This is a genomic window from Pseudomonas sp. BS-2016 (genome assembly GCF_001806145.1).
Lineage (GTDB): Bacteria > Pseudomonadota > Gammaproteobacteria > Pseudomonadales > Pseudomonadaceae > Aquipseudomonas > Aquipseudomonas lundensis.
This window is the reverse complement of sequence record NZ_MLCT01000015.1, coordinates 15,411-30,350: the sequence shown is the minus strand read 5'-3', so window position 1 is coordinate 30,350 and position 14,940 is coordinate 15,411. Positions and strand designations below refer to the sequence as shown.

9 protein-coding genes are annotated in these 14,940 nt (G+C 60.1%); 3 read left to right on the top strand and 6 right to left on the bottom strand.

The genetic code is table 11. From position 1 onward, the window contains the following. Positions 1–19: 19 nt before the first annotated feature. Positions 20–949: an AraC family transcriptional regulator gene (locus tag BKD70_RS05600; RefSeq protein WP_047274222.1), complete on the bottom strand. Its 930-nt coding sequence runs from the start codon at positions 947–949 to the stop codon at positions 20–22. Positions 950–1,270: 321 nt separating this feature from the next. Between BKD70_RS05600 and BKD70_RS05595 the strand changes: the two genes are divergently transcribed. Both BKD70_RS05595 and BKD70_RS05590 read left to right on the top strand, forming a co-directional pair. After that, a complete protein-coding gene (locus BKD70_RS05595) occupies positions 1,271–1,600 on the top strand; it encodes a putative quinol monooxygenase (RefSeq protein ID WP_047274224.1) in 330 nt (109 codons plus the stop codon). A gap of 41 nt (positions 1,601–1,641) precedes the next feature. Then, complete coding sequence (locus tag BKD70_RS05590) at positions 1,642–1,875, top strand: hypothetical protein (RefSeq protein WP_047274225.1); 234 nt, start codon at positions 1,642–1,644, stop codon at positions 1,873–1,875. On the opposite strand, the gene BKD70_RS05585 is transcribed toward BKD70_RS05590, so the two are convergent. The 5 genes from BKD70_RS05585 to BKD70_RS05560 all read right to left on the bottom strand — a co-directional run bounded on the left by BKD70_RS05585 (position 1,876) and on the right by BKD70_RS05560 (position 8,093). Then, positions 1,876–2,496 (bottom strand): flavin reductase family protein, encoded by a 621-nt coding sequence (locus BKD70_RS05585; protein WP_047274227.1) that lies wholly within the window; start codon positions 2,494–2,496, stop codon positions 1,876–1,878. Positions 2,497–2,727: 231 nt separating this feature from the next. Next, on the bottom strand, positions 2,728–3,024 hold the full coding sequence (locus BKD70_RS05575; RefSeq protein ID WP_047274231.1) for a hypothetical protein: 297 nt from the start codon (positions 3,022–3,024) through the stop codon (positions 2,728–2,730). Positions 3,025–3,460: 436 nt separating this feature from the next. After that, positions 3,461–4,783: an MFS transporter gene (locus BKD70_RS05570; protein ID WP_047274233.1), complete on the bottom strand. Its 1,323-nt coding sequence runs from the start codon at positions 4,781–4,783 to the stop codon at positions 3,461–3,463. 217 nt (positions 4,784–5,000) lie between these two features. Next, entirely contained in the window at positions 5,001–6,335 is a 1,335-nt protein-coding gene (locus BKD70_RS05565; RefSeq protein ID WP_047274235.1) for a sigma-54 dependent transcriptional regulator, read from the bottom strand. A 3-nt stretch (positions 6,336–6,338) separates the two neighbouring features. Next, positions 6,339–8,093 (bottom strand): ATP-binding protein, encoded by a 1,755-nt coding sequence (locus BKD70_RS05560; protein ID WP_047274321.1) that lies wholly within the window; start codon positions 8,091–8,093, stop codon positions 6,339–6,341. A gap of 247 nt (positions 8,094–8,340) precedes the next feature. On the opposite strand from BKD70_RS05560, the gene BKD70_RS05555 reads away from it, so the two are divergent. Next, the gene (locus tag BKD70_RS05555) at positions 8,341–14,874 is read left to right on the top strand and encodes an NEL-type E3 ubiquitin ligase domain-containing protein (protein WP_047274237.1); all 6,534 of its coding nucleotides are present in this window, start codon (positions 8,341–8,343) and stop codon (positions 14,872–14,874) included. The last annotated feature ends 66 nt before the right edge of the window (positions 14,875–14,940 follow it).

Genomic DNA, 14,940 nt, shown 5'->3' with positions numbered 1-14,940 from the left:
AGCGCAGCAGTCGCCGGGCCTATAAACCCATCCGCAGGCGCGCCAGGTCCCGCACCGGGGGCGCGCCAAACTGGCGGCTGTACTCGCGGCTGAACTGCGACGGGCTTTCATACCCCACCCGATACCCTGCCGCCGACGCATCGAGCCCTTCGCTGAGCATCAGGCGCCGCGCCTCGTTGAGGCGCAGTTGTTTCTGGTATTGCAGCGGGCTCATGGCGGTCATGGCCTTGAATCGATGGTGCAGGGTCGACACGCTCAGGTTGGCTTCGCGGGCCAAGTCATCAATGCGCAACGGTTGTTGGAAATGGCCGTTGAGCCACGAAATCGCACGGCTCACACGGTGGGTTTGACTGTTCTCGGTCGCAATTTCATACAGCCGGTAGCCCAAGGGGCTGCGCAGCAAGCGGTACAAAATCTCGCGTCGAATCAGTGGAGCGAGCATGGCGATGTCCCGTGGCGTGTCCAACAGGCGGGTCAGGCGCAGAAGGGCATCGAGCATGACCTGATCGATGGGTTCGACATACACCCCGCGCCCTGCAGGCCGCGACGGTACGCCAATCGGCCCGGCTTCGCTGATCAGGGTGGTGATGTCCATCGGATCAATATCCAGGCGCAACGCCAGTACCGGGTGTTGTGGGGAGATTTCCACCACCCGGCCACTGATCGGCATCGACACCGACACCACCAAATAATTAAGCGGATCGTAGGCGAAGTACTCATCGGCCAGGCGCACTTCCTTGCGGCCCTGGGCAAGGATGCACAGCGCCGGTTGCGGCAGGCTGGGAGAAAAGTCGCTGGATTGGCTGTAACGCGACATGAACAGCGCGTCGACCCCGGTGGCGCAGGTGCCGTCTTCGCGGGTGTGACGATAAATGAGGTCGGCCAGTTCGATGCGCTTTTCTTCCAGCGCGGCATCGAGTGCGGCCATGGGCGGTTGTAGCGTTGACATGGGAGGCGCGTCCTCATGGGTGCGACGAAGTCGTCATAGCTTAGGTTTGTGCAAGCCCGAGGGGTAGCCGATTTCTGCCGCAGCCTTGCCTGATCCTGTCAGGGTGCCTGCGAGGAACGATCAAATTCGCGTCCTGCGGGCGCCTGCTTGCTTGAAAGCGTGCTTTTTGGGGGGCGTGGGGCAGCTGTTGGCGTGGTGGGTCGTTGCGTGACGGTATGCAGGATTGTGCAAGGGAAGGGCAGGAATCGACTAACGGCTGTGCGCGGCTGCGCCTTACGCTTTGAACCTCCCCTCACGCCCCCAAAATTTGTGGAGGTCTTCATGCCCCAGTCCACTGTTGCCATTCATACGACCCGGGTGCTTGCCCGCGCCGGCTGTTCGGGTCAGGTTGAGGCCTGCCTGAGCCCACTGATTGAACCGACATTACAGATGCAAGGCTGCCTGCACTTCGCGTTGCAGCAATCGCGCAATGAGCCACTGCTGTGGCATGTCGTGGGGTATTGGCAGGATCAGGCGTCGATGCTGGCGTACTTTGAGTCCCCGCTGATGCAGGTCTACAGCGTGCTCATGCACAGCCACGTGGTCGACCGTCTGGATTTTCAGAGCGACTGCGACGCGGCCGTTAGCGGCTTGCAGAAACGCGCCGGGTAAGCGGGTAGAATGCCGCCTTTTAACAGGCCGGAATCAGAACCATGGCGCGCAAAGAATTCGAGAAGTTTGAAGCGGTATCGGCAGTCGTCCCTGTAAAACCTGGGACTTACCACGCAGCGATTGCCGTCAAAGCGTTGTATGAAGGCGGAGCACCGCGTTTTCACACGATCTTGCCGGAGCAGACCTTCGCCACAGCGACAGCAGCCGATGCTGCTGCCGAGCAACAACTGGCCGCCCTGCAAGGCGTCAATGCAGACGCCGAGCTGGTCTGGTAATCAGGTTGGGCGGTGCATTTTGAACAGGGCTTCGGGCCCTAACTGGAAGTAATCCGCCGGGCCGCCACCGCGCAAAATCGGTTCGGCGGCCGCCGTGTCGTACACCCCGTCTTTAAGCAGGTGTTTGGCGATATGCACCGCCACCACCTCGCCGAGAATCAGCCAGCTCGGCACTAACTGCTGGTCGGCGCGTTGCAGTTGCACGATCTGCGTCACTTTGCATTCAAACGACACCGGCGTCTGCGCCACGCGCGGCACACTCACCACCCGCGAAGGTGCGGTGGTCAGGCCTGCCAATTCAAACTCATTGACCTCGGGGCCGACCATGGCACAGCTCTGGTTCATGGCTTCAGCCAGCGGGCGCGTGGCCAGGTTCCAGACGAACTCGCCGGTTTGCTCAATGTTGTTGAGGCTGTCTTTGCGCCCCACGCTGCAAAACCCAATGATCGGCGGAATGTAATTGAACGCATTGAAAAAGCTGTAAGGCGCCAGGTTGAGGCGGCCTTGGGCATCCTGCGATGAAATCCAGCCAATCGGACGCGGCCCGACAATGGCATTGAACGGGTCGTGGGGCAGGCCATGGCCTTGGGAAGGTTCGTAGAAATGGATATCGTCAGGCATCACAAGCATCCGCAAACGGCTGATTTAGAAGGGCCCTATAGTGCAAGGCATTGCCCTTAAAAACAAAGTTTGTCTCCTGGATCTGCAATCCCTGTCGCAGCCTGAGCCTGCGTTCGCCCAGCCCTGAAACGTTGTTGCGCGTCAATACACTCACCCGCCCATCGCTCACAGCCTTGCCGCCGAACGCAGCCTTGCGAGGCTCGTCAGCGGCGGGAGTGGGCATGCGGTCAATTAGCTGAAACGTGCGCCTTGTGTGCGGTCGTAGCCATTTTCGGCAAATGTGGCGGAGTGAGTGCGGTCGTAGCCATCTTCGGCGAATGTGGCGGAAGGCGTATGGTCGAAGCCATCTTCAGCAAACGTGGCCGAGTGAGTGCGGTCATAACCATCCGCGGCAAAGGTGGCCGACCCGGTGCGGCTGTAGCCGTCTTCAGCAAAGCTCGAAGAATGGGTGCGGTCATAACCGTCTGCTGCAAACGCATTCAATGCCAGTACAGAGAGGGCGGTGGCGAGGATCATTCGGGTTTTCATGGTCGTGCTCCTTGTTGCGTGTTGGGGATGTTGTGTCTCGATGGGTTCAGATTACGCCGATCAAATAGATTAAAAAGCGCAAAAAATGGCGCTTAAATATCGTTTTATTCGATATATAGAGGCAAGACTCTCTGTAGGCCGCACGCAACATCTGGGCGATTAACCCTGAAGGCTTCGGTCATCGGAATAGCGCTGAATGTGAAGAAGAGTGTGCAGGAGGCGAATTAACTGACAATTAATTCAGGTAATTCTTGCTGGTAGGCGGGCTCGATTGACTCGACGTCTTTACGACGGGCACTCTGGGCGACAGTCAGGGGATAAAAACGAGGCGGGATGATGGCTGAAAAACCGACAAACCCGGCCGCCAATGGCCGAGTTGTCGTGAACTGAACCCCCCGTGCAGGCGCTCACGGGCGTCTGCACGGGGTAACAGCGGTTAGTCGGTCTCGATGCGCGAGTGTTTACGGGTGTCTTTCATGGTGGCGTAAACGAACAGCGAGCAAGCGATACAGGCGGTTACGTACCAGTAATAGCCGGTTTCCATGCCCGCACTTTTGAACCACAGCGCGATGTATTCAGCGGTGCCGCCAAAGATCGACACGGTCAGTGCGTACGGCAGGCCGACGCCCAGTGCACGAATTTCAGTCGGGAACAGTTCGGCTTTGACCACGGCGTTGATCGAGGTGTAGCCACTGACGATGATCAGCGCTGCCATGATCAGGAAGAACGCGCCCCACCACGTGGTGATGGTGTGCAGCGTGGTCAGGATCGGCACGGTAAACAGGGTGCCCAGCACGCCGAAGGCAATCAGGATCGGACGCCGCCCGACCTTATCCGACAGCCCGCCTACCAGCGGTTGCAGGCACATGAACAGGAACAGCGTCGCGGCCGAAATGGTGGTGGAATCGGAGATGCTCATGCCCACCGTGTTCACCAGGTATTTCTGCATGTACGTGGTGTAGGTGTAAAACGCCAGCGTGCCGCCCATGGTCAGGCCGACCACGGTCATCAGCTCTTTGGGATGACGCAGCAAGGTGCGCATGGCGCTTTCTTTTGGCTTGACCTTTACCTTGTTGAACGACTCGGTCTCTTCCATGCCGCGACGCAAAAACAGCGCCACCACCGCGCACAAGGCGCCGATCACGAACGGGATGCGCCAGCCCCAGCTGTACAGCTGCTCTTCGGTCAGGGTCTGTTGCAGCACGATCAACACACCGAGCGCGATGAGCTGGCCCGAGATCAGGGTCACGTACTGGAAGCTGGAGAAGAAGCCGCGACGCTCCTTGGTGGCCATTTCGCTGAGGTAGGTGGCCGAGGTGCCGTATTCGCCACCCACGGACAACCCTTGCAGCAAGCGGGCGAACACCAACAGGATCGGCGCGCCGACGCCGATGGTTTCATACCCCGGCGACAGGGCGATGATCAGCGAGCCGAAACACATCAGCAACACCGAGGCCATCAACGCAGCTTTACGGCCTTTGCGGTCAGCGTACAGGCCCATCAGCCAGCCGCCGATGGGGCGCATCAGGAAGCCCACGGCGAAAATCGCGGCGGTGTTGAGCAATTGAGCCGTGGTGTCGCCCTTCGGGAAAAAGGCCTTGGCGAAATACAGCGAGAAAGCGGCGTAGACGTACCAGTCGTACCACTCGACCATGTTGCCGACGGAACCGCTGAAAATGGATTTGATACGGCTGGAGGTGGTCTTTTCTTTCGGGGTCGCAGGGACCGACCCGGCAGGCAGGGTGCTGGAGTTATCCATTAACTGGATCCTTCTTTTTTTGGTTTTGTTATAGCGCGTTAAAACGCGTGCTTACCGGGACATAGCAGGAGTTGTGCCAAGACGTAAATGCCCGGTTTACAAGGGCAAAACCTATGAGGGTGAGCGGAATCTCGCTCAAACCCCTTAAGTGATAAGCGGAAATCCGCCTATCACTGCGGGTGTGGCGCCAGCCGGGGGGGGAAGCCGGTGCCGCGTTCTAGTCTGTGTTCAAGAACGCTTCGCGCACCAGTCCGTGACGCTGCATTTTTTCGTTCAGGGTGCGGCGAGGCAGTTGCAGCTCGGCCATCACCGCTTTGATATCGCCTTTGTGGCGGCTCAGGGCGGCGCGCAGGCATTGCGCTTCAAAGGCTTCCTGCTGGGCCACCAAGGACTGGCCAATGTCGGGGTCGTCCCATTGCGGTTCGCCCAGCCCCAATACCCGTCGTTCCGCCACGTTGGCCAGCTCGCGCACGTTCCCCGGCCAGTCGTGGCTCAGCAGGCGGGTTAACTGCGCGCCACTGAGTGGCTGCACACTGCGGCCCAGACGCTCGCCAGCGCTGTGGGAAAAGAACTCGTACAACAGCGGAATGTCTTCACGGCGTTCGCGCAAGGGAGGCAGGCGCAACTCGGCCACCGTCAGGCGATAGGCCAAATCCTCGCGAAAGCGCCCGGCGCGGGCTTCGTCCAGCAGGTCAGGCTTGGTGGCGGCGATGATGCGCAAATCCACCGCGATGCTGAGGTTGGAACCCAGCCGTTCAAGTTTTTGCTCTTGCAGCACCCGCAGCAATTTGGCTTGTTGGGCCAGCGGCATGCTTTCGATTTCATCCAGGAACAGGGTGCCGCCGTCGGCGTATTCCAGCTTGCCGATGCGTTTGCCCTGAGCACCGGTAAAGGCACCGCTTTCGTGGCCAAACAGTTCGGCTTCAAACAGGTGTTCGGGGATGGCGGCACAGTTGAGCGCCACAAAGGGCTGGTCGGCCCGCGGCCCGAAATCATGCAGGCAGCGCGCCACCAGCTCTTTACCGCTACCGGTTTCTCCACGGATCAGTACGTTGACCGGCAACGGTGCCAAGTCGATCACCTGCCGGCGCAACGTCTGCAAGCTGCGCGATACACCCAGCAACCGGCCGTCAAGCTGTTCGCGCACATCGACCTGTTCATGCAGGCGGCGGTTTTCCAGGACCAGCCGACGTTTCTCCAGCGCGCGGCGCAGGCTGCTGAGCAGGGCCTCGGGGCTGAAGGGTTTTTCCAGGAAGTCATAAGCGCCTTCGCGCATGGCCTCCACCGCCATGGGCACATCGCCATGCCCGGTCAGCAGGATCACCGGCAAGTCCGGGTCCAGTTGTTGCAAACGGGTCAGCAGGGCCAGACCGCCCATGCCGGGCATGCGCACGTCACTCACAATCACCCCGGCAAAATGCGCGGGCAGGTGGCTGAGGCAGTCTTCGGCGCAACTGTACAGCTGCACGTCAAAGCCGCTGAGGCTCAGCCATTGCTCAACGGCGGTTCGAATGCTGGCCTCGTCATCGACCACGATTACCGAATCAAGCATGTTTCAAGCGTCCTGTGCGATGGGCAGCGTCAATGTGAACAGTGCGCCATCGGCGTGGTTACAGGCAGTCAGGCGACCGCCGAGTTCATGAACGATGGCATACGACACCGCCAGCCCCAAGCCCAAACCGTCGCCCACCGGTTTGGTGGTGAAAAAGGGGTCGAAGACCTTGCCCAAGTGTTCGTCACTGATGCCGCCACCGCTGTCGCTGACGGTCAAATGCCACAACTGCTGATCGGCTTCGATGCAAATTTCCAACTGCTTGCGCGGTGTGTCGTGCATGGCGTCCAGGGCATTGCGCAGCAGGTTGATCATGACCTGCTCCAGACGAATCGCATCGCCGCGCACCCAGGCCGGGCGCACCAGCCGGGTGTGCAGTTCGACCCCTTCTTCCTTGAGCCGCGGCTCCACCAACTGTAAGGCCTGGTCCACCACACTGGCCAGATCCAGGCGCTCGCGCAGGCCGCTGGGGCTTTGCCGGGCGTAGGTTTTCAGATGCCCGGTGAGCGCCGCCATGCGCGTCAACATATGTTCCAGCGGCGTAAGGGCTTTATAGGCGTCTTCGATGCGACCGTGGTCAAGCAACAGGCGCAAGGTGGCCAGTTGCATGCGCTGGGCGGTGAGCGGCTGATTGATTTCGTGGGCCAACGCCGCCGACATCTGCCCCAACGCCGCGAGTTTGGCCGATTGCACCAGGCCATCTTGCGCGGTGCGCAGGTCACGGGTGCGGGCTTCGACCAGTTGTTCAAGTTCTTCACGGTTACGTTGGCGCATGCGGCCAATGCGCCAGCGTTGGAACAAAAACAGCCCCAGAAACACCAGCGTCAGCCATAAACCAACGGCTGCCAGCGCGGCATTGCGCCCGTCTTCACTGGCGGTCGGCGGTTTGCGCAGCAAGTGCAGGGTCCAGCCTTCGGCTTTGAGTGGCAACGACCCCCACAAATAGTCCGTCGGGCCGTCCGGGCCATCCACCTGGGTCAGGAAGCTGTTGTCATCAAACACGCGCAGGGTGCGGGTCGGCATCAGGGTCAACGGCTGTTTGTCGTATTGGCGGGTCACCGTGATGTTGTCGCGGTCGCTGTCATTGAGCGGGCGCAGGTGGCGATAGCGCCAGCCGGGTTGATTGGCGATAAACACGATGTCGCGCGCATCGCTGACCAGCAGGGTGTCGCTGCCCTGGCTCCACTCGCGCTCCAGTTCCGGGAACTCAAGCTTGACCACAATGGCGCCCAGAAAGCGCCCGCCGCCATCGTGGACGGCGCTGGACAAAAAGTAGCCCGGGATCCCGCTGGTCACGCCCACGGCATAAAACCGCCCGGTGCCCTGACTGCGGGTCTGGCTGAAATAAGGGCGAAACCCGTAGTTATGGCCCACGTAACTGTTGGAGGTGTTCCAGTTACTGGCGGCCACGGCCAGTCCGGTGCTGTCGAGCAGCTCCAGCGTGGACGATTGCGCGGCCCCATTGATGCGTTCCAGTTTGCGATTGAGCTGGGCCTGTACCTCGGGGGTGACGTGCCCGGCCAATGCGGCGATCAGTTCCGGGTCTTGCGCCAGCACGGCGGGCAGGGCGCGGTAGCGTTCGATCAGCGTGTGCAGCGAATTGGCATATAAGCTCAGTTGCTCGGGCCCGCGTCGGGCGCTTTCTTCCAGCGCATGGTGTTTGGCCTGTTGCATGGCCCAGCCGCCTGCAACCACAGCCCCGACCAAAATCAACACGGTGTACAGCGTCAAACGCAGATAGCGGGACGTCACGGGCATAGTGGCAATACGCTCGATTATGGGGCGCAAACCATAGCATGCGGGGCTGTCGGGCCAATAACGGCGTTTGCGCCAAGCGTCATAAAGCATGACGCAGATCTATGTCATGGGCAGGTGAAGCGTTTGCGCACCACCATCTACCGATGAGGTGCGCACGTAGGGCGGGTGTTGCCCGGCATAGCTATCTACCGCTTGGCGCGTTTTGTTCCTGTTTAGGGTGAACCCTTCTCCCATAGGAACATGGCCCATGACCGGTTTTTCTCTCAACAACATAGATCGCGCGCCCGCGCTGTTATCAGCCAAGCAATGGGCGCAGCACGATGCTTTCAACTATATGGCCGCCAACATGAAGGCCAACTTTGCAGGCTTTGAGACGGCGCTGATTCAGCATTACATCGATTTGCAGCGCAAGGCGCTGGCCAGCGTGCAGGCGCTGGACGCTGAAAGTATGCGTTTTCGCAACACCTTCAAATCCACCCGGCTGGCCCAACTCAAGCGCGCCCTGAAAACCCTCACCGGCGATGACGTGGACCCCGAACGTGCCTGGCTTTACACCCGTTACCGCGAATTCAAAGAGCAGCGCACGCCGCTGGAGGTATTGAGCGGATGGGTCAGCCCCAAACCGGACGTCTCTGACGGTGCTGCCAGGGCTGACCGCGCCCTCGATGAATCAAAGTATGTCGATCACGTGTTCTCAATCAGCCTATGGGACGCCGCGTGCGCCAATTTCGGTTTCGGCACCGACTCGATCTTTCTCAAGCCGTTCAGCTTCGTTGAGGCCAGTTTTATTCGATACGGGCAGACGAACAAGGAGATGGACGTCAGGGCCTTCATTGCCATCGTTCGCGAGCTGGATTTCGGCACGTGGCTGTCCACCACGCTGTTACAGGCAATGGGCCCCGACGGCACGTTAAACAAGCTCATTTCAGAGGCCGCCACCTCCGTTTTTGCTTTTGACCTGCTGGAGGCTTATCGCACGTCGGCGGTGAGCGGTGTCACCCGCGAGCGTTACGAACAACTGCTTAAAGCCTTCAAGGGTGAGCTGCCCTGGCATGTGCACTCGGTGGAAATGGCCCGCTCCATTCTGGCAGTGGCCGATCAAATCCCCGTTGGGCTGCTCTTCATGCACTTCCCGGCAGAGGTGGGCGGGTACAGTTATTTTCCCAACCGGCCCGGCGGCGCGCTGCAGTATCACGCGCAAGGGGAAGCCTACAAAGAGCACTTCCTGGCCCAACTCAAACAGGCCCATCGCGACGGTGAAATGGGTTGGTTTGCTTCGCAACTGCCGTTGACCCATCTGCGGCGCTTTCAAAAATTATTGAATGCCGAACCGCGTCCTGCGGGCCTGAGCTGGTTGGCAGGGGTGCTGTATGACGGGTTTCATGCGGCATTCCCGGAACCGTCGCTGGACACGGTGAGCCTATACGCCAACCCCTTGGCTTCGCCCCGCAAATCCATGCTCGAGATGCTGAGCGCGTTTCACGAAACTCGATTCAAAGCGGATTTGAGCCTGTTGGCCACTTCCCGCTCCGAGGCCGATTGGCAGGCGCTAAAAGAGGCCATGCTGGCCATCGGGCAGGAAGTCCTGAGCTTGCTGACCACGCCGGTGCCTGGGGGCGTCACGGGGCTGAACCGGGTGATGCAGGCGGCCGTGTTCGGGTCTTTGAGCTACAGCGTGGTCAAAGGATTTTGGGAGGCGAGCAAAGGCGCGACCAATGAGTTTGCCGGGGCGTTGGCCGATACAGCGGACATGCTGCTCAGCGGATGGCTCATCGGGGTCGGTAGCCACGTTCACCGCACGCGCATGACTGCACTCTGGAACCAGTTGGGCCGGCCGCGAAAAGTGGTCTATGCCGACGGCAAAACCGATCTCTGGCACCCCGATCTGAACCGTTACTCCCAGGTGGACGCCAGCGCGCTGGACAGCCTGACGCCCAACGCTGAGGGTATCTATGAGGTCAATGACAAGCTGTATGCCAAGGTCTATGACGGCGAAGTACACCGTGCCGTGGAAATCATCTACGACGCCCAGGGCAAGCACTACGTGATGAACACCACGCAGGCCCATGCGTACCGGCCCGTGGTGAAGTTTGATTTGGCCCGCCAAGTCTGGCGTCTGGCGCTGGACGACATTGATCTGTTGAGTGACGCCCGGTTAGTGCAACGGATGCTGCCTTTTGACGACGCGCAGCTCGACCTCAACGCTATCGATTTGATGCTGCGGATTACAGCGACCACGCGCGAGCAGCTTGAACGTACCTGGCACGGCCAGCGCATTCCAGGCCCTTTGGCCGACGGTGTGCGGCGCTTGCGGGTGGATAGGTTGATCACGCGCATTATCGATGACCTGCCGTTGCGCGGTGAAATGCCGGCCAATAGCGATCACGCTGTCTTTGCTTTGCTGACACAGTTGCCCCACTGGCCTGCGGACACCGTGCTGGACGTCTTCGATCAGCAGGGCGTGCGGGTGGAGTCGTACGGGCAGGCGCCACGGCCGGGCGCGGCCAGGCACGCCATCGAAATCAAGCGGCTCGACTATGGCCGCTATGTGGCCCGCCAAGAGGTGACGCATACCGTGGCAGGTGTTGAACAATTGTTCACCCTGATCGTCGATCAGTTGCCTGAGACCTGCGAACTGGGGCGAGAAGGGCGGCCACAGGCGAGCACGACCAGTCGGATTGCCACTATTCGGGAACAGATCGCGCAGTTGGCCAAGCGTGAATACACGGTGTTGTTTCAGGCGCTGACGGTGCTGGAGGGGCATCAGCGTTCGGATGCCGTCGCCAGCCAGCACCCAGCCCGTGGATTTTTGCCGTTGGTGTACCCGCCGTTAACGGCCACCACCACGGCGTTGATTGCCAAGTTGCATGGGCTGGACCCGCAGTTGTCGGTCGAATGCCTGGAGCAGTTGCTGGACGAGTACCCGTTCACTGCCGCCCAGATCGACGAGGCGCTGACCCATGACCGGCTGCCTGTTGCGTTTGCCGAGGCCGCGCAACGGCTCAAAATTCAGTTACGGATCGATCAGACGCTGGACGGCATCTACCACACACGGGCTCACAGCCACGACACCGACCTGTGGACCCGTGAGTTTGCCAAGGGGCTGCTGAGTGAGAAGCTGGATCGCTCATTGGTTATTACGGAATATGGCGACCCGCAGAACATCACCCCGTACGTGCCCACCGGCCCCGAAGACAACGCCGTGGTGTTACGTCATTACGGCAACGGTATTTACAAGGCCTACGATTTTCAGAGGGATGTGGTGGTGCCCGTTCCCGTCAGCAGTGACAGCTTCTATCTGGCCATTGGCTCAATTTTGCGCTTCGACGAGCGGCTTTCCCTGGGCATGCGCACGGCGAGTGATGCCGCCGGGTTGCGCCAAACCCTGGGGGACATGATGTCGGCGATGCGCCAGCCCAATGGCGAGGTCAGGCTTTGGGAAAACACCGCCAGCCAGTTTGCGCAGGACCTGCGTTTGCCCCATGACGCGATGCCGGACGAGATCGGTCTGTACGACGTGAACGGCAAACACTACCTGCCGCTCTATGGTTTCGTGTTTCAAGTCGAATGGGACGCCAGCCTCAAGCATTGGCGCTTCAAACACCCCACCAACGTGGGGGTCGATGCGCCCGTGCTTGAGCACAATGGCGAGGGGGCGTGGCGGGTCAACACCGAAAATCCCTTGCAGTGGCAGGGCCTGACCCTGTTGCGCCGACTGCGCGCCACCCCGGTTTCGTTCGAGGAGACGGTGGGCAGGCAGATCATGCAGATCAGCAACACCGATGAGGGGGTTTTACGTCAGGTACACCTCAACAACGGCGCGCCACCGCCCTTGCTGATGGACACCTGGAAACGCTTTGACATCGAGGCGCAGATCAAGCACTTCGTGCAGTCCATGCAGGAGCATTACGCCTTGCGCACTGCCCGGGCAGACATTCAATTGCTGCTACTGCAAAGCCTGCCCGGCTGGCCACGCGACAAGGTGCTGCACGTGGTGGACGCGCAGGGCAACACGCTGGCCGAATACGGTGCCGATTTAAGCCCCGCTGTGCCTCGGATCAGGCTTTCGCGTGAAGACGCCAGTAACGGCAGCTTGCTGCGGGCGGTGCTCATGAAACTCGACCGGGCCGATACTCAGGCGCTGCTGGGGCACTATGACCCGGTGATTGAGCAACGGATGTTGCGCCTGGGCAAAAAAATCGCCGGGCACGCACTCACGCGGCATGCGCAACTGTTCAAATCGCTCTACGAGAAAGCCGAGCACAGCAGCGACCCGCACATTCAATTAATCCAGAAACACCCGTCCCAGTTGCCCCTGAGCGTTATAAAAACCGTGCTGCGCCATACCACCACCCGTGAAAAAACCGATTATCTGGATAAGGGCGTCATGCCACCGCGTGTGGCTGAACAACTGCCCTGGTCCGCCCGGGAAGTGCGCCTGACCCGCGCCTATGAAGGGCTGTTTCTGGGAGCCACGGCCACAGCGGACAGTGAAAAGCTGACCTTGCACATGCTTCAGGCGCTGCCGGGATGGCCGGGTCACGTGGCGATCGAGGTGCGCAGCAACACGCTGGACGGCGCCGTGCTTGACCGGATATCGAGTACCTACGCGGTCAGTGTGCGGCGGCTGGTCAAGCGCGAGCATCAGTACCTGGCCTATTCGCCAGAGGGCCAGCCCTTGAATACCTTGCCTGAAACGGGCAACAACCTGCTGCCCTCCATCCTGCATGTGCTCAGCGAGGACGAGCGCAATGCCATCGGTATTCAGGGGGTTGATGAAAGCCAGGTACTGGCCGCAAAAATCAGTGACCTGGCCCTCGCGCACCGGGCCAACGTCAAAACCCTGTTGGGGCTCGATGCCGATAAACCCTGGCTCAGGCCACCGATGAACATCGACGTGTCCTTCCTGGCCTATCCCTTGTTTGGGCGGCAGGGCCAAGGCATTCATTCCAACAACTTGATCCGCAAGGCCGTGCGGCTGTACCCCAGCCTGAATGCGGATGAGATCAACTTGCTCCTCAATACGCTGGGTGCCAATGAGGCCAGCCGGCTGGTGGCGCTGGAGCGCAAGAGGGTCGAGTACGAAACGATGAAGTTGCAACTGGAGGTCTGGTCACACACGCTGATTCGTACCGTGTCGCCGGGGTATGTGTTGCCCGTTTCCAGAGAGGACCGCGAGCAGGTTGTTCAGCGCATCTTGAGCGCATGGCGTAAAGAAACCCCCAGAATCTACGCCCACGATGGGCACTTCATCGGCCACAAGCTGGACCTGTCCAGTTGGGTGGTCGGGGATCTTCCGGCGCTGGCGGGGGATTTCAGCCACATTGGGTCGCTGGACATGGACAGCATGGGGCTGTACAGCGGCTCCAACGAGTTTCTGAACAGCTTCACCCGGCTGCGCTGGTTGTCGATGGCCAACAACCTGCTACCGGAGGTGCCGGCCGGGGTCTTGAGGATGACGGGGCTGACCCGGCTGATTTTAAACAACAACCTCATCGTCCTCACGCCTCAAACCGTGCAAAGTCTGCGAAATCTGCGTCTGCTGAAAATTCTCAACCTCAAGTACAACCGCCTGGGGCTGGCGCCTGATGTCAGCCTTATGAGTGATCTGCGGGGCCTGTACTTGCGCCATGCCCGAATTTCGACATGGCCCACGGGGGTGCTTGAGTTGACCCACATCGAGCGGTTGGACCTGCGTAACAACCAGATCACCGACATTCCCCAGGCCGTGTTTGAGGTGCCGGATGACAGCCCGGTCAATCGCCACACGGTGCTGCACGATAACCCCCTGAGCGCGCAAAGCCTGGAGCGTCTGCAGGCTTACCGCGAGCGCACAGGTTTGGGACTGGGCATTGCGGTCCATCGCGAGCACCTCGAGGGCCCTGAGTCAGACCTGATCGAGCTGGAAGCCTGGCTTTCGGATGAATTGACCGACGCTGACCTGATGAGCAAATCCTCGCAGTGGCTCTTGCTCAAGCGTGAAGGCCAGGTGGCCGAAGACTTTTTCAGGCTGTTGCATGACATGACCGACTCCAAAGACTACCGCACCAGTGTCACGCAAGAGCGCCTGAAGACGCGCGTCTGGACCCTGATCGAACGAATGCTGGAGTCCACCGAGCTGCGCACCAGCGTGTTCAATGAGATCAATCACGAGCGCACGTGCTCCGATGGGGTCATGTTTATTTTCGACAACCTGCAAGTGCTGACCCTCGTGCACAAGGCTGAGCAGCAGGACACGCAGACCTTGAGTGCCGCGTATTTGCTGGCGCTGGCCAAGAGCATGTTTCGTTTGCGACAGGTGGATGAGGCCGCCCGTCAGGATATTGCCGAGCGTTACAGGTCGGGCGGGATGCCGGATGAAGCGGAAATACAACTGGCTTACCGCATCAAACTGGCCCGGGACCTGGCATTGCCCACACAAACCCAAGGCATGCACTTTGAGGCGATTGCAGCCGTCACCCCGGTTCAAATCGAACTCATCAAGGCCCGAATCCTGAGCATGGAAGGCTCACCCGCACAGCAATACGCCATCACCACAGAGAAGTTTTGGCGACAGTTTCTGCTGCGTACGCATGAGGAGCGCTTTCAGGCGATTGAGGATGAGTTCAAAACGACCTACGAAGCGCTGACCGAGCAAAGTGAGGCCTTGGGTGAAACAGACTATGAACGCCAGGCGCAGGAGGCCGTGACCCGCAAGGATCAGGCGATCGAAGCCCTGTTCGATGAACTGACCCGCCAAGCGCAAGCGGAGACCGCAGGCGTTGAGGTCAACCTCTTCTAATCGGTTGCACGTTTGTCTGCTGTTTTCAGGCCCTGAAGCGTGTGCATCAGGGCCTTTTTTCGAGCC